The sequence below is a fragment of the Enterobacteriaceae bacterium Kacie_13 genome (genome assembly GCA_013457415.1).
Lineage (GTDB): Bacteria > Pseudomonadota > Gammaproteobacteria > Enterobacterales > Enterobacteriaceae > Rahnella.
Genome location: CP045665.1, coordinates 2,155,341 through 2,170,972, shown reverse-complemented (window position 1 = coordinate 2,170,972; position 15,632 = coordinate 2,155,341). Strand labels below are relative to the sequence as shown.

General features: G+C 55.0%; 14 protein-coding genes. 11 read left to right on the top strand and 3 right to left on the bottom strand.

The features are described from left to right. The first annotated feature begins 313 nt into the window (after positions 1-313). From dcuC to nth, 9 genes are all read left to right on the top strand, one after another. A complete protein-coding gene (gene dcuC, locus GE278_09975; protein ID QLK61063.1) occupies positions 314-1,681 on the top strand; it encodes an anaerobic C4-dicarboxylate transporter DcuC in 1,368 nt (455 codons plus the stop codon). A 161-nt stretch (positions 1,682-1,842) separates the two neighbouring features. Then, a complete protein-coding gene (locus GE278_09970; protein ID QLK61062.1) occupies positions 1,843-2,283 on the top strand; it encodes a DUF2569 family protein in 441 nt (146 codons plus the stop codon). A gap of 39 nt (positions 2,284-2,322) precedes the next feature. Beyond that, positions 2,323-2,904: an electron transport complex subunit RsxA gene (gene rsxA / locus GE278_09965; protein ID QLK61061.1), complete on the top strand. Its 582-nt coding sequence runs from the start codon at positions 2,323-2,325 to the stop codon at positions 2,902-2,904. Continuing rightward, positions 2,904-3,470 carry an electron transport complex subunit RsxB gene (gene rsxB / locus GE278_09960; protein QLK61060.1) on the top strand — a complete coding sequence of 189 codons (567 nt, stop codon included), beginning with the start codon at positions 2,904-2,906 and terminating at the stop codon, positions 3,468-3,470. The genes rsxA and rsxB overlap by 1 nt, the downstream gene beginning before the upstream one ends. 1 nt (position 3,471) lies before the next feature. After that, positions 3,472-5,595, top strand: coding sequence for an electron transport complex subunit RsxC (gene rsxC / locus GE278_09955; GenBank protein ID QLK61059.1), 2,124 nt, complete (start codon positions 3,472-3,474; stop codon positions 5,593-5,595). Next, a complete protein-coding gene (rsxD, locus tag GE278_09950; GenBank protein ID QLK61058.1) occupies positions 5,596-6,648 on the top strand; it encodes an electron transport complex subunit RsxD in 1,053 nt (350 codons plus the stop codon). It begins immediately after the preceding gene. A gap of 9 nt (positions 6,649-6,657) precedes the next feature. Continuing rightward, positions 6,658-7,290 carry an electron transport complex subunit RsxG gene (gene rsxG / locus GE278_09945; GenBank protein ID QLK61057.1) on the top strand — a complete coding sequence of 211 codons (633 nt, stop codon included), beginning with the start codon at positions 6,658-6,660 and terminating at the stop codon, positions 7,288-7,290. After that, entirely contained in the window at positions 7,283-7,981 is a 699-nt protein-coding gene (locus GE278_09940) for an RnfABCDGE type electron transport complex subunit E (GenBank protein QLK61056.1), read from the top strand. The genes rsxG and GE278_09940 overlap by 8 nt, the downstream gene beginning before the upstream one ends. Next, positions 7,974-8,612, top strand: a complete 639-nt coding sequence (gene nth, locus GE278_09935) for an endonuclease III (GenBank protein ID QLK61055.1) — start codon at positions 7,974-7,976, stop codon at positions 8,610-8,612. Before GE278_09940 ends, nth begins: the two co-directional genes overlap by 8 nt. Positions 8,613-9,317: 705 nt before the next feature. Here nth and GE278_09930 read toward each other — a convergent pair. From GE278_09930 to GE278_09920, 3 genes are all read right to left on the bottom strand, one after another. Beyond that, positions 9,318-9,815 carry a DUF2501 domain-containing protein gene (locus GE278_09930; protein ID QLK61054.1) on the bottom strand — a complete coding sequence of 166 codons (498 nt, stop codon included), beginning with the start codon at positions 9,813-9,815 and terminating at the stop codon, positions 9,318-9,320. A gap of 105 nt (positions 9,816-9,920) precedes the next feature. Further along, the gene (locus GE278_09925; protein QLK61053.1) at positions 9,921-10,832 is read right to left on the bottom strand and encodes a LysR family transcriptional regulator; all 912 of its coding nucleotides are present in this window, start codon (positions 10,830-10,832) and stop codon (positions 9,921-9,923) included. A 517-nt stretch (positions 10,833-11,349) separates the two neighbouring features. Then, the gene (locus GE278_09920) at positions 11,350-12,768 is read right to left on the bottom strand and encodes a NarK family nitrate/nitrite MFS transporter (protein QLK61052.1); all 1,419 of its coding nucleotides are present in this window, start codon (positions 12,766-12,768) and stop codon (positions 11,350-11,352) included. A 375-nt stretch (positions 12,769-13,143) separates the two neighbouring features. Here GE278_09920 and narX point away from each other — a divergent pair, with 375 nt between their 5' ends. After that, positions 13,144-14,934 (top strand): nitrate/nitrite two-component system sensor histidine kinase NarX, encoded by a 1,791-nt coding sequence (narX, locus tag GE278_09915; protein ID QLK61051.1) that lies wholly within the window; start codon positions 13,144-13,146, stop codon positions 14,932-14,934. Beyond that, entirely contained in the window at positions 14,931-15,581 is a 651-nt protein-coding gene (gene narL / locus GE278_09910; protein ID QLK61050.1) for a two-component system response regulator NarL, read from the top strand. Before narX ends, narL begins: the two co-directional genes overlap by 4 nt. Positions 15,582-15,632 lie beyond the last annotated feature (51 nt).

Genomic DNA, 15,632 nt, shown 5'->3' with positions numbered 1-15,632 from the left:
CGACCGGAGGGCACCGCGCAGCGGCGGGATTTTGCGGCAATCACAGAAATACCTGAAACATAGCCGGGATGCATGGCACATGTTTTAAAGAGCCCGGGATTCTCAAGGGGGGTGGCGATAGACCCCCCTTGAGGCCAGTTTGGGCGGCAGCCCAAGGTCTTGACCTTAAAGCCAGCTTGGGCGGCCTCGCATCACATTTCCCACATCCCCTCCCCATTTCAACCCCAATCATTGATGAACGTCATAACACGCACCGCATTAATTGTTCACAGTGCCCGCCTTTGTCCAAATTTAACCTCAGGGGAGTCAACATATGTGGGAATTGCTGATCGGGCTGGTGGTCGCCGTATTTGTCGGGCGATATATCATTAAAGGATATTCGCCAACTGGCGTACTGATGGTCGGCGGGCTGTTGCTGTTGGTGATAAGCGCGCTGATGGGCCACAGCGTACTGCCTGAAGGGGCGAAGAGCACCGGCTGGAACACCACGGATATTGTCGAGTACGTCAAAATTCTGCTGATGAGCCGAGGTGGCGATCTCGGAATGATGATCATGATGCTGTGCGGTTTCGCGGCTTACATGACACACATCGGTGCGAACGACGTGGTGGTCAGGCTGGCATCCCGCCCCCTGAAGATGATCAACTCGCCGTATATCCTGATGGTCGCCGCCTATATTCTGGCGTGCCTGATGTCACTGGCTGTCTCCTCGGCGACCGGCCTTGGCGTTTTGCTGATGGCGACACTGTTCCCTATCATGGTCAACGTCGGCATCAGCCGGGGAGCAGCAGCGGCGATTTGTGCATCGCCTGCGGCCATCATTCTCTCCCCAACCTCCGGCGATGTGGTGCTGGCGGCACAAGCGGCGAATATGCCGCTGGTAGATTTCGCGTTTAAGGTCACCTTGCCCATTTCAATTGCCGCCATTGTGGCCATGGCAGTCGCCCACTTCTTCTGGCAGCGTTATCTGGATAAGCGCGATACCGCTGAACTGGTGGGAGCTGTGGATTCTAATCAAAATGACGTCGTGGAAACCAACGCGCCCGCGTTTTACGCCATTCTTCCCTTCACCCCCATCATCGGTGTGCTGATATTCGACGGAAAATGGGGACCGAATCTGCATATCATCACCATTCTGGTCATCTGTATGCTGCTCACCGCGCTGATTGAAACCGTGCGCAACCGCAGCGGGAAAATCGTATTCGCCGGGCTGGACGTTGCCTATCGCGGTATGGCGGATGCCTTCGCCAATGTAGTCATGCTGCTGGTCGCGGCGGGCGTATTCGCGCAAGGTCTGAGCACTGTCGGTTTCATCAGCAGCCTGATAGGACTGGCGCAAAACTTCGGTTCCGGCAGCATAATCATGATGCTGGTTCTGGTGGTGATCACCGTGCTGGCCGCCATGACCACCGGCTCCGGTAACGCCTCTTTTTATGCTTTCGTCGAACTTATACCGAAACTGGCGGCGAAAATGGGCATTAACCCGGAGTATCTGGTGATACCGATGCTTCAGGCGTCTAACCTCGGACGCACTATCTCCCCGGTCTCCGGCGTGATCGTCGCCGTCGCCGGTATGGCAAAAATCTCCCCGTTTGAAGTCGTCAAACGCACTTCCGTTCCGGTTCTGGTTGGCCTCATTGTGGTGATCGTCGCGACGGAAATTCTGGTGCCTGTGCATTAACCAGCCATTCATTGCAAATCCCCTTCAGAAATGAAGGGGATATTGATCACATAAATACGATAACGAGAAATTATCTCTCAGGTTAAGCTACTGCGCCTTGAAGGTGGGGAAAAAATCCCTGTGTTGTCCGGGTGGAAAAACCCGCGTAATAAAGGTTTTTTATGTCGAATATTCCGGGCTACAAACGTATTGGCGGGTGGTTACTGGCCCCGATGGCGTATCTGATTGTGACGCTGATGAGCGTAGTATTAATGCTGGCGCTGTTTTCTATGGCATTATTTATGCCGGAATCGCGGGATTATTTACTGACCAATTCGCAGGCATTTACTCTGCAGTGGTATTTCTCCGTGGTGACCACATTAGCAATGGGGTTATTTACCGTCGCTGTTCTGTGGCAATTCTGCAAGCGCGCCAAAGCCTTGCCGAAGATGTATATTATCTGGTTACTGTGTACGGTGCTGCTGGCGGTAAAAGCCTTTGCATTCTCACCGGTTACCGATGATCTGGCTGTGCGTAACTTATTGTTACCTTTATTAGCCGCTGCGGTATTTGTGCCTTATTTCAAGCGCTCACTGCGGGTGAAAGAAACCTTCACGGAATAACCCTGAAGTTTTAATGTTTATTATGTCCGGGCTATTGTCATGACCTCATATTTATTACTGTTTGTCGGCACCATGCTGGTGAATAACTTCGTTCTGGTGAAGTTTCTTGGCCTGTGCCCGTTTATGGGCGTTTCCAAGAAGCTCGAATCGGCTATTGGCATGGGACTGGCGACGACGTTCGTCATCACCCTGTCAAATATTTGCTCGTGGATGGTTAATACCTTCATCCTGATGCCGCTGGAGCTGGTCTATCTGCGCACGATGGCGTTCATTCTGGTCATCGCCGTGGTGGTGCAGTTCACTGAAATGGTGGTTCGCAAAACCAGCCCATCACTGTATCGCCTGCTCGGTATCTTTCTGCCGCTCATCACCACTAACTGTGCCGTGCTCGGCGTGGCGCTGCTGAACATTAACCAGCAGTTTAGCTTTATGGAATCGGCGCTGTACGGTTTCGCCGCGTCACTAGGCTTTTCACTGGTGATGGTGCTGTTCGCCGCTATTCGTGAGCGTCTGGTTGTCGCCGATGTCCCTGCGCCGTTCAAAGGATCGTCCATTGCGCTGGTCACCGCCGGTCTGATGTCGCTGGCCTTTATGGGCTTCACCGGTCTGGTGAAATTCTGATGTTTGAATTATGGGTAGCGATTGCCGCGCTGACCGCACTGGCACTGGTTTTTGGCCTGCTGCTGGGCTATGCATCACGTCGTTTTGCCGTTGAAGGCAACCCGGTTGTCGATCAGATTGACGATATCCTGCCGCAAAGCCAGTGCGCACAATGCGGCTATCCCGGCTGTAAGCCTTACGCCGAAGCCGTCGCCAATGGCGACAGCATCAATAAATGCGTGCCGGGTGGCGAAGCGGTAATGCTGAAACTTGCCACGCTCCTGAATGTCGAGCCGCAGCCGATGGGCGAAGACGCCGCCGCTGCCGCGCCCGTACGCCGCGTGGCCTACATCGATGAGAGCAACTGCATCGGTTGCACCAAGTGCATTCAGGCCTGTCCGGTCGATGCCATCGTGGGTGCCACCCGCGCCGTTCATACCGTTGTCACGGATCTATGTACCGGCTGTGATCTGTGCGTCGCGCCGTGCCCGACCGACTGCATCGAAATGCTGCCGATCAAAACCACCACCGCAAACTGGAAGTGGGATATGCAATCCATTCCGGTTCAGGTCATCCATGCGGAGTAACATGTTTAATCTGTTTGCCGCGCTCAAAAAAGACAAAGTCTGGGACTTCGACGGCGGGATACATCCGCCGGAAATGAAGACTCAGTCGAGCCACGTTCCGCTGCGCAACGTACCGCTGCCTGAGCGCTTTATCATTCCTCTCCAGCAACACCTTGGCCCCGAGGGCGAGCTGTGCGTGCAGGCGGGCGACCGCGTACTGAAAGGTCAGCCGCTGACCACAGGCCGTGGCCGTACGGTGCCGGTGCATTCGCCGACCTCAGGCGTGATCACCGCTATCGAGCCGCACATCACCGCGCACCCTTCCGGGCTGAAAGAGCTTTGCGTGCTGATCGACGCCGACGGCCAGGACACCTGGTGCGAACGCGAATTTATCGCCGACTACCGCAAGCTTTCTGCCGATGAGCTGAATCAGCGCATCAGCCAGGCCGGTATTGCCGGTCTCGGCGGCGCGGGTTTCCCGACCGCCAGTAAACTCTCAGGCGGCCTGAACTCAACCCGCACGCTTATCCTCAACGCCGCCGAGTGCGAACCTTATATCACCGCCGATGACCGGCTGATGCAGGAACATGCGGATCAGATCCTTGAGGGCACGCGCATTCTGTGCCATATGCTGCACCCTGAACGCGTGCTTATTGGCATCGAAGACAATAAGCCGGAAGCTATTACTGCATTTAAAGCCGCCATCAAAGTTAACGCGGAGCATGATCTGGCCGCTGGCGTACGCTTCGAACTGCGTGTGGTGCCGACCAAATATCCATCCGGCGGTGCCAAACAGCTGACCAAAATTCTGACCGGCCTCGAAGTGCCGAAAGGTCATCACTCGTCGTCTATCGGCGTCCTGATGCAAAACGTCGGCACGGTGTATGCCATCAAACGCGCGATTATCGACGGCGAACCGCTGATCGAACGCGTGGTGACGCTGACCGGCGAAGCGATGGCGAAACCGGGCAACGTCTGGGCGCGTCTCGGCACTCCGGTGGCGCACCTGATGAAGGAAGGTGCATTGCAGCCGCAGGGCGACAAAAAGATGGTGATCATGGGCGGGCCTTTGATGGGCTTCACCCTGCCGTCGCTTAACGTGCCAGTGGTTAAAATTTCCAACTGCCTGCTGGCACCGTCTGAATCTGAACTCGGTCAGCCTGAGCCGGAAGAAGCCTGTATCCGTTGCAGCCTGTGCGCCGACGCGTGCCCGGCCGGTTTGCTGCCTCAGCAACTTTACTGGTTCAGTAAAGGTCAGGAACACGAGAAAGCCCGCAACCATAATTTGTTCGACTGTATCGAATGTGGCGCCTGCGCCTATGTCTGCCCGAGCAACATTCCGCTGGTGCAATATTACCGGCAGGAAAAGGCCGAAATCCGCGCCATCGACACTGAAACTGCCCGTGCGACTGAAGCCAAAGCCCGCTTCGAAGCCAAACAGGCGCGTATGGAACGCGAGAAATTAGCGCGTGAAGAGAAACATCAGAAAGCCGCCGTGAAGCTCGATGAAACACCGGTGGAAGATGCGCCGGTCGCTGACGTGGCGACAGAATCCGCCGATGCCGATCCGCGTAAAGCCGCACTGGCTGCGGCCATTGCCCGCGCGAAAGCCAAAAAGGCCGCCGCTGAGCAGGAAATTCCGGTGGCCTCTGAACCCGTACCTGAAACTGCCCCGACCGCCGGTGACGATCGTAAAGCCGCCGTCGCCGCGGCTATTGCCAGGATGAAAGCTAAAAAAGCCGGAACCGGCGTGGTGGTGGAAGCAACGGACAGCGAGTTGCATATCGCCCCGCCTGAAGAGGCCGCAGATGAACGCAAAGCTGCCGTGGCCGCCGCTATCGCCCGTGAGAAAGCCAAAAAAGCTGCTGCCGTCCAGCCTGCCCGTGAAGAAGCCGCCGTGGCAGATTCAGTGACAACGTCACCGAAAGAGCCTTCCGCTGACGATAAACGTAAAGCCGCTGTCGCCGCGGCCATTGCTCGTGCGAAGGCCAAAAAAGCTGCCGCGCTGGAATCCGCCGCTGACGAAGGCTCAGAACAAAAAGAACCACCACAACAAGAAAGCGATCCACGCAAAGCCGCCGTCGCCGCTGCGATCGCCCGAGTTAAGGCCCGTAAAGCCGCTCAGACCATGTCGAACGAGGAATAAATGGCCTTCAGGATCGCAAGTTCACCTTTTACGCATAACCGCCAGAATACCAGCACCATCATGATGATGGTGATTCTGGCGTGCATTCCCGGCCTGCTCGCTCAGGTCTGGTTCTTCGGATACGGTACGCTGGTTCAGCTCGCGCTGGCGATCACCATTGCGCTGCTGGCGGAAGGCGCAGTATTACAGCTGCGCAAACAACCGGTAAAAAAACGTCTTGGCGATAACAGCGCCCTGCTGACTGCGGTTCTGCTGGGTCTCAGCCTGCCGCCGCTTGGCCCCTGGTGGATGGTGGTGCTCGGTACTATTTTCGCCATTATCATCGCCAAACAGCTGTACGGCGGTCTGGGTCAAAATCCGTTTAACCCGGCAATGGTCGGTTACGTCGTGCTGCTGATTTCCTTCCCGGTGCAGATGACCACCTGGCTGCCGCCGGATGCGTTGCAGCATCATCACGTCGGGTTTATCGACACCCTGCTGACTATTTTTACCGGTCATAACAGTCAGGATCTAACCGCTTATCAGCTGAATATGAACGTCGATGGCGTGACGCAGGCGACGCCGCTGGATGCATTTAAAACCGGTTTACGTTCCGGACATTCTGCCGATCAGATCCTCGCCACCCCGCTGTTTGGCGGCGTGCTGGCCGGTCTCGGCTGGCAATGGATTAATCTCGGATTTCTGGCCGGTGGCCTGTTCCTGATGTGGCGTAAAATCATCAGCTGGCACATTCCGGTGGCGATGCTCGGCATGCTGACGTTTTGCGCCGCTATCGCCTGGGGTCTGGCACCGGAAAGCTACTCGTCACCGCTGGTGGGCCTGTTCTCAGGTGCAACGATGCTGGGTGCTTTCTTTATCGCAACCGATCCGGTCACTGCCTCGACCACGCCGAAAGGTCGTCTGATATTCGGTGCATTGATTGGGTTACTGATCTGGTTGATCCGCACTTACGGCGGTTATCCCGATGGCGTGGCATTTGCCGTTCTGCTGGCGAATATTACCGTGCCACTGATTGATCACTACACGCAGCCGCGCGTTTACGGGCATCGCTGAGGAAGAATTATGTTAGCTACCATGCGACGCCACGGCCTGATTCTGGCTTTCTTTGGCGCACTGATGACAGGGATGACCGCCATCGTCAACCTGCTGACCAAGCCGACGATCGAGCATCAGGCCCAGCTACAGCAAAAGACACTGTTCGATCAGGTCATTCCTGCCAGCATATATGATAACAACCTGCAGGATGAATGTTACAACGTCACTGATGAATCACTCGGCACAGCGACACCGCACCGGATGTATCTGGCCCGCAAAGCAGGTCAGCCGGTCGCCGCCGTGGTGGAAACCACTGCGCCGGATGGTTACTCCGGGGCGATACAATTACTGGTTGCTGCGGATTTTAACGGCAAAGTTTATGGTTCGCGCGTGCTGGAACAGCATGAAACGCCGGGACTGGGTGACAAAATTGAAGTGCGTATTTCCGACTGGATCAAGCATTTCGCCAATCAGACTGTCAATGGCGTAAACGATCCGCGCTGGGCAGTGAAGAAAGACGGCGGTATGTTTGATCAGTTCACCGGTGCGACTATTACCCCGCGCGCCGTGGTGCGCTCCGTAAAACGAACTGCGTTATTTATCGGGACGGTACCGTCTCAGCTTTCCCACCTCACCCCTTGTGGAGCCCGTGATGAGTGAAGCCAAAAAGATAATCGTTCAGGGTCTGTGGACCAATAATTCCTCGCTGGTGCAGCTGCTGGGGCTTTGTCCGCTGCTGGCCGTCACCTCCACCGCGACCAATGCTTTAGGGCTTGGGCTGGCGACCACGCTGGTGCTGACCTGCACCAACGGCATGATTTCAGCTTTTCGTAAGTGGATCCCGGATGAAATCCGTATTCCGATTTACGTACTGATTATCGCTTCGGTAGTGAGTACCGTCGAAATGCTGATCAATGCCTACGCATTCGGACTTTATCAGGCGCTGGGGATCTTCATTCCACTGATTGTGACTAACTGTATTGTGGTGGGACGGGCGGAAGCCTGCGCAGCGAACAGCCCGGTGCATCTGGCGGCGCTCGACGGCGCGATGACCGGCCTCGGTGCGACCTGTGCGATGTTCGTACTCGGCTCCTTGCGTGAAATTCTCGGCAGCGGCGTGTTGTTCAACGGCGCGGATCTGCTACTCGGCCCGTGGGCAAAAGTCCTGCGTATCGAAGTGATTCATCTGGATAATCCTTTCCTGCTGGCGATGCTGCCACCGGGCGCTTTTATTGGCCTCGGCCTGCTGCTGGCAGGCAAATACCTGATCGATCAGCGCATGAAAGCGCGTAAAGCCGTGCAGCATGTCGCTGTCGAAGAAACATTGCCAAAAGGAAGTGTGCATGAATAAGGAAAAGCGCGTCGCGATCCTCAGCCGTTTGCGGGATAACAACCCGCATCCCACCACTGAACTGGTGTACACCACCCCGTTCGAGCTGCTGATTTCGGTGCTACTTTCCGCGCAGGCCACGGACGTCAGCGTCAATAAAGCGACCGCAAGGCTCTATCCGGTTGCCAACACGCCAGCCTCCATTCTGGCGCTCGGCGTTGACGGCGTGAAGGAGTACATCAAGACCATCGGCCTCTTCAACTCCAAAGCCGAGAACGTGATCAAAACCTGCCGCATTTTGCTGGAAAAGCACAACGGTGAAGTCCCGGAAGACAGAGCCGCACTGGAAGCCCTGCCGGGTGTAGGCCGCAAAACCGCCAATGTGGTGCTCAACACCGCCTTCGGCTGGCCGACAATCGCCGTCGACACGCACATATACCGTGTCTGCAACCGGACGAAGTTCGCGCCAGGGAAGACCGTTGAAGACGTTGAAGAGAAATTGCTGAAAGTCGTCCCGAAGGAATTCATGCTCGATTGCCATCACTGGCTGATCTTGCATGGGCGATATACCTGTATTGCGCGTAAACCGCGGTGCGGGAGCTGTTTGATCGAGGATTTGTGTGAGAGTAAAGAGAAAGTCTACGCGGAGTAGTTGCAGAGGTCGCTGCTGAAATAGCTTAAAATTTGACCGAGACAGTTTCGGTTTCTCAACTGCAGTGATCATTTTACCCGCTGCGCCTAAACCGCCCAAAGGAGGGAAGTGCTTTCCCTCCCTTGGATCCCTCCCCGCTTTTTCAAACACGCTTTCGCGGGAACGATGGACGTGTTCTGTGACTCCCGCATGTGGCGCAAAACCCTGCCGCTACGCGGTTCCCTCTCTCGGTCTTCGAGCCTATGGTCTCGAAGCCGCTCCGTTCGGCAGGATTTTTTAATCGCGCCATCTCACCCTTTTAAAAAACAAGAAAAGAAAATTGGCAAAACGTATTTGGTTTTTAGAAATGATCCAAGTGGGCGAAGTTGTGACCTAAAAGTGTCTGGCCGCGTTCAAAAATCACGCCGTAGGGAGAGGTGGAAAACCGCGCGGCTTTTTGCGCGGGTTGTAACCCGACCGGAGGGCACCGCGCAGCGGCGGGATTTTGCGGCAATAGAAGGAGTTTCTGGAACAGAGCCGGGATGCATGGCACGTGTTTTAAAGAGCCCGGGATTCTTAAGGGCGGCGGCGATAAGCCGCCCTTAAGGCCAGTGTGGGTGGCAACCCACGGTTTTGATTGTGGGTGGCAACCCACGGTTTTGACTTATACAGTTTTGACTTTGAAGTTGAATTTAAAAGCCGCCCCTTGCATCGGCCCATGCAAAATCAAATAAACGATTTAGCCTGCTTCAGCACCACATCACATGCTTTGGTTTTGACTTTCTCTTTCACCTGCGTCAACCCGCTGCCCAGGTTATTCAGATCCACACTTTGATCTTTACCTGTTTTCAGCAAACCGCCCAGCCCCTGCTGATAATCCTGGCTTTCCGCGCCGGAGGCGGTCTGGATACCCAGTTTGCTCAGCAGCTGGTCTTTCACATTCTCGGTGCTGGCTTTTGAAAGTACATTGTTTTTCACACAGTACTGCAACACACCCGCCACGTTGTTGGCGCTGGTGGAAGTCAGTGCACTGTCTCCGCCGCTAAGCAGTGAAGTCAGCGACGAAGTGGTGCCCGTGCTGTTGGTGTTTTTGCCCGCGCCGTTCAGCCCTTCGTTGGCTGCCTGCTGAAGTTGCCCGAGCAGATTGTTCGACGCCTGTGCGCTGCCAGCCAGTAAAATGCCGCTCGCCGCCACTGCTAAAATCACCGTTTTTAATGTCTTCATTTTCGTTCCATCCATTTCACTTAAGTCATAACGCAAAGCTTGAGCCCAAACATTCATTACATCAATAGGATTTCATGAGATAAATTCGCACTCAACCGTGTTCGATTATTTCTCAATGGGCTGTTGCGCTAACCATAGGCCGGCTGCGGTGAAGAAATGTTGCGCCAGAGGTGTCGAGCGCCCTGCTTCGGCGACCACCAGCGCGGCATGGCGGCTCATTGGCGTAATATCCAGAGGACAACGCTTTAGCGCCGGATTCATTTCGTCAATCAGATGCCCGCGCGGCACCAGCGCACAGCCGATGCCGACAAATACGCCCTGCATCAGCTGAAATATCGAGGTACTTTCCAGACGCGGATGCAGCGCCAGCCCGGCCTGACGGAAGAAATTATCCAGATAGCGCCGGAAATAGCGGCTCGGTTCGGACAGGCACAGCGGCAACGCGGCAGCCTGTTCGGCGGTGATCAGACTGAGGTTTTGCAACTCCGGAAAGTGATCCGGGTGATAGACCACGTCAACGCCGCCGTCATCGAGCGGAACCAGCTGGAAGCGCAGTTCATTGAGGGTAGAGAATTCAAAGAACCCGATGCCGACATCCACCGAATGGCTACTCAGCGCTTCGATCAGCTGATCGGCACTGACTTCCGACACCCGATAATCCAGCCCCGGATGCACCAGACTCACCGCTTTAATAAGCTTTGCCAGCGAGACGCTGCACTGCGGCATCACGCCGATACGTAACGTGCCACTCATGCCCTGCTTGAGCGATTCTACTTCCAGCTTCAGCCCCTCATACACCGCCACGATTTCCCGCGCCCAGCTCAGCACCCGCAGCCCTTCGGCGGTGAAACCTTCAAAGTTATTCCCGCGGTTAATCAGGTTCAGCCCGAGTTCTTTCTCGAGATTTTTTAAGCGCATCGACAGCGTCGGCTGACTGACAAAACTGGCTTCCGCCGCCCTGCCAAAATGCCGCTCGCGTTCGAGATTACACAGATAAATGAGCTGTTTGATGTCCAAAGTTTTTTATTTCATTGAGTTAGGTGAATAATCTGGAATGCAGTGCGAGGGAATGTCTATTCAGCAGCCGTTTCCAAATAATGCATAACGCATGATATCGCACATTGAAGACATTTGTTTTTGCAGATAACTCAGAAACCGTGCCGCAGAACACATTCAACCAATTTATAGTAAGCGCCATATTTATAAGTAGATGCTATGAAAAAGGTGTTGTTTGCGGTGTTAATCACCGTGAGTGCGGCCAGTCAGGCGGAAAGGCACGGCTGGTTTGAATCAGTCCCATGATGCATAACTTAAATAAAATGGCGTTTTAAGTATCTATCTGCGCTCATCGGCCTAGTCTGGGGTCAGCGTTAAAATATTTAACGCAAATATGTTCTGATGTTTTTGCGTATGCAAACCGGCCAGTGAGCCGGTTTTTTAATGCGCTTTTAATCGCACTGAATTCCTATGTGAAGTAAATTCCGCGCAGCAAAAAAGGGGCCGCAGCCCCTTGTTTCTTTTGGCTTTCACTGACTCAGTTTTTGGCCTGTTTGGTCGCAAAACCTTTGTTCAGCTTGCGCCAGTACACCAGCCAGGTGATCAGCGCACAGACCACGTAAAACACCAGGAAGACTTTCATCGCGCCAGCCGGTGAGCCGGTCATCGCCAGAGAGGTCCCGAAGGCTTTAGGGATGAAGAACCCGCCGATAGCACCAATGGAAGAGATGAAACCAAGCGCCGCAGCGGTGTCGGTCACGGCTTCGCGCAGAGCATCGTCGTCAGTCGCACCGCGGGCTTTCGCCTGATCGGTGGTCAGTTTACGGAATATCACGGCAATCATCTGGTAAGTGGAACCACTTCCCAGACCGGCCGTCAGGAAAAGCACCATGAACACTGCGAAAAAGGCCGGGAAGTTGCCGCCCACACCGTTGACCGGCAAAGTCAGGAACAGCAGACCGGCGAAAATCGCCATCAGAATGTAGTTAACCAGCGTGACGCGGATCCCGCCAAGACGATCCGACAACATCCCCCCCGCAGAACGCGCCAGTGCGCCGAAGAACGGGCCGAAGAAGGCGTACTGCATGATGTTGATATCAGGGAACTGGGTTTTGGTCAGCATCGCGAAACCCGCAGAGAAGCCGATAAACGAGCCGAACGTCGCCAGATACAGCACGCTCATGATCCACAGGTGACCGCGTTTGAGTACCGGTAATTGCTGGCGGATCGACGCTTTAGAAGACGCCAAATCGTTCATCCCAAACCAGGCAGCAATCGTACCTATCACCAGGAACGGCACCCAGATCCACGCGGCGTTTTGCAGCCAGATATCTGAGCCATTGGCCAGCGTTTGTGTATCGCTGAACGCGGCAAAAACGCCAAGGGAAATCACCAGAGGAGCAACCAGCTGCATCACGCTAACGCCCAGATTACCCAGACCACCGTTGATACCCAACGCGCCGCCCTGTTTCGCTTTCGGGAAGAAGAAGCTGATGTTAGACATGCTGGAAGCAAAGTTTGCGCCGCCGAAGCCGCACAACAACGCGATGATCAGAAATGTATTGTATGACGTGGTGGTATCTTGCACCGCAAAGCCCAGCCATGCACAAGGCAGAACCAGGAACAGGGTGCTGAGCGCCGTCCAGCGGCGTCCGCCAAACAGCGGGATCATAAAGGAATAAGGCACGCGCAGCAGTGCACCAGAAACGGACGGGATCGCAGTCAGCATGAACAGCTGATCGGTGGTGAAGTTAAAGCCGACTTTGTTCAGGTTGACGGAAACCAGGCTGAACAGCATCCAGACGCAGAAACCCAGTAACAGACACGGCACGGAGATCCATAAATTTCGGCTGGCGACTTTATGGCCGGTCTTTTCCCAAAATGCCGGGTCTTCCGGACGCCAGTCCTGCAACAGGCGGGACGGTTTTTTCGTCGGTGAAACGGATGTGTGTGACATAAGAACCTCGAGTTAACGCGCGTTATTGTTGTAATGGTTGAGTTATGTCGCACACACTAGGTAGAGCACCGCTTAGGGATGTTGATGCAAATCAACGCAACGGCAGGTGGAAAAAGGCGTTAAAATCAGCATGGATCCTTTGTGAGTATCGGGCTGTTTTCTAAAAAAATGTCATAATTCATTAAGTTGATGTCTTAATTCCTCTCATTCCGTCCCGGTCATCACGCCAGAGGAAATAAAGGAGTAATCACAAAGGGGTATAGGGAAAGTCATCCGGATCATAAAAAATGCCTCCATTACAGAGCGCTTAGATCAGCACTAAGCGGTATATAACCAATTACTTAACGCTTTTCATAGCCACCGGAAACCCGACCCATGCTTAAACGCGCCCTGCCTTCTCTGTCGCTGGTCAGCCAAATCACTTTGCTGATGTTGCTGCTCGGCCTGTTGGGCATTGGTGGTATGAGCATGGCGGCGTGGATGGCGGGGAGTATCGAAGGCAACGCGCACGCCATTAATAAGGCCGGTTCGCTGCGTATGCAAAGTTACCGGTTGCTGTCGGAAGTCCCGCTCAGCGCGAAAAACACTGCGTACATTCGCCAGATGGAAGTCGATCAGAACAGCGCCGATCTGTTGCAGGCTGTCGAACGCGAAAACCTGCAACCGCAGTTTCTGGCGCTGCGCAATTATTGGCAAACCACACTGCGGGATCAACTGCTGGCAGCGAAGCATCCACAGGATGTTTCCGCCAACGTCGCGGTATTCGTCGGCCAGCTTGACGTGCTGGTCGCCACCCTCGAACACAAAACCGAATACCATTTACAACAGATTTCACTGATCCAGCGCGCGCTGGTGGCCGTCACCCTGTTGCTGCTCGCTGTTACCATCTGGTTCCTGCGGCGCCATCTGCTGACGCCGTGGCGCAGCCTGTTATCTCAGGCCAGCGCCATCACCGCCGGAGATTTCAGCCATCGCTATCAGCGCAAACGCGTGGCGAACGGTGATGCGCATAACGAGATGGATATTCTTGGCGATTCGCTCAACAGCATGTCTCTGGCACTGGCGGAAATGGTGGATAATCTGGCGCAGCGCGTCGCGGAGAAAACCGCCGATCTGCAACAGAAAAATCAGATGCTGGATTATCTGTACCGCGTCAGCCGACAGTTACACACCAGCGAACCGCTGGAAGTTCGGATGCAGCCGGTGCTGAAAGAGTTGCAGTCTTTAACACCGTTAAGCGGGGTTCAGTTGCGACAGTACGAGAACAACAGCGCCGAAGTTTTTAACGAATTTAGCAATGTATCGCCGCGCCAGCCGGTCAGCCCGAAAGTCGGGGAACATGCCGATGACTACGGAGAATCGCTGAGCTGGAGCCTGCGCGATGAGCGAGAGAACTACGGCGTGCTGCTGGCGCAGTTGCCACCGGGACAGCATCTGGATGACGATCAACAACAGCTGGTGGCCACTCTGCTCGAACAGCTGACCAGTACCCTGATGCTGGCACGTCAGGCTGAACATCAGCAGCAACTGATGCTGATGGAAGAACGCTCGGCGATCGCCCGCGAGCTGCACGATTCGCTGGCGCAGTCGCTTTCCTGCCTGAAAATTCAGGTCGCCTGTTTGCAGATGCACGCCGAATCGTTTTCCGAAGACGACAAAAATCTGTTACAGCAAATGCGTGATGAGCTGAGTACCGCCTACCGCCAGTTGCGCGAACTGCTGACCACTTTCCGCCTGACGCTCAACACGCCTGGCCTGCGCGCCGCACTGCAACATACTGTGGATGAATTCTCGCGCCGTATGGGACTGCCGGTGGGATTCGATTATCAAATCCCGCCACGTTCGGTGCCCGCTAATCAGGGCATTCATCTGCTGCACATCGCCCGCGAGGCGCTGAACAATGCGCACAAGCACGCTAAAGCGACACAAGTTTCCCTTTCCCTGCACTGCGACGACGGTGAGATCACCATGCGCATTTGCGACAACGGTCAGGGCATTGTTCAAAACGCCGAACGGCAAAATCACTATGGCCTGATCATCATGCAGGATCGTGCCAGTACCCTGCACGGCAGTTGCCGGTTTGACCGGCGCCCGGACGGCGGCACCGAAGTTGTGGTGCGTTTCCGCCCTGAAGCCTTGCCTATTAATCCCCAGGAGCAAGTATGAACGACATCACCCCTTCCACCATTTTGCTGATTGACGATCATCCTATGCTGCGTAACGGCGTCAAACAGCTGATAGCACTCGATACCAGCCTGCAAGTGATCGGCGAAGCCAGTAACGGTGAACAAGGCGTCGAGCTGGCGAAACAGCTCGATCCCGACCTGATCTTGCTTGATCTGAACATGCCCGGTATGAACGGACTGGATACGCTGGATAAAATGCGCCAGACCTCGCTTTCCGGCCGCGTGGTGGTGTTCAGCGTGTCGAATCATGAAGATGACGTGGTAACGGCGCTCAAGCGCGGTGCCGACGGCTATTTGCTCAAAGACATGGAGCCTGAAGATTTGCTGACCGCGTTGCACAACGCCGCCGCCGGTAAGATGGTGCTGAGCGAAGCCCTGACGCCAGTGCTGGCAGCCAGCCTGCGCGAAAGCCGTCCTAGCGGCGACCGTGATATTCAGTCACTGACGCCGCGCGAGCGTGACATCATCAAGCTTATCGCCGAAGGCCTGCCGAACAAGATGATCGCCCGCCGTCTGAACATCACTGAGAGCACGGTAAAAGTGCACGTTAAACATCTTCTGAAAAAGATGAAACTTAAATCCCGTGTCGAAGCAGCGGTGTGGGTATTACAAAGTAACGTGCTGTAAGCCTTTGCTTTACGCCGGGGCACAGCCATTGCGCCCCGCTGCGTGCGCGGT

Bases quoted from the DNA above. Each gene is read 5' to 3' on its own strand.
- rsxB (QLK61060.1), top strand. From the start codon at position 2,904: ATGTTTGAATTATGGGTAGCGATTGCCGCGCTGACCGCACTGGCACTG.
- GE278_09930 (QLK61054.1), bottom strand. From the start codon at position 9,815: ATGAAGACATTAAAAACGGTGATTTTAGCAGTGGCGGCGAGCGGCATT.
- rsxA (QLK61061.1), top strand. From the start codon at position 2,323: ATGACCTCATATTTATTACTGTTTGTCGGCACCATGCTGGTGAATAAC.
- nth (QLK61055.1), top strand. From the start codon at position 7,974: ATGAATAAGGAAAAGCGCGTCGCGATCCTCAGCCGTTTGCGGGATAAC.
- rsxC (QLK61059.1), top strand. From the start codon at position 3,472: ATGTTTAATCTGTTTGCCGCGCTCAAAAAAGACAAAGTCTGGGACTTC.
- rsxD (QLK61058.1), top strand. From the start codon at position 5,596: ATGGCCTTCAGGATCGCAAGTTCACCTTTTACGCATAACCGCCAGAAT.
- GE278_09940 (QLK61056.1), top strand. From the start codon at position 7,283: ATGAGTGAAGCCAAAAAGATAATCGTTCAGGGTCTGTGGACCAATAAT.
- narL (QLK61050.1), top strand. From the start codon at position 14,931: ATGAACGACATCACCCCTTCCACCATTTTGCTGATTGACGATCATCCT.
- dcuC (QLK61063.1), top strand. From the start codon at position 314: ATGTGGGAATTGCTGATCGGGCTGGTGGTCGCCGTATTTGTCGGGCGA.
- GE278_09970 (QLK61062.1), top strand. From the start codon at position 1,843: ATGTCGAATATTCCGGGCTACAAACGTATTGGCGGGTGGTTACTGGCC.
- rsxG (QLK61057.1), top strand. From the start codon at position 6,658: ATGTTAGCTACCATGCGACGCCACGGCCTGATTCTGGCTTTCTTTGGC.
- GE278_09920 (QLK61052.1), bottom strand. From the start codon at position 12,768: ATGTCACACACATCCGTTTCACCGACGAAAAAACCGTCCCGCCTGTTG.
- narX (QLK61051.1), top strand. From the start codon at position 13,144: ATGCTTAAACGCGCCCTGCCTTCTCTGTCGCTGGTCAGCCAAATCACT.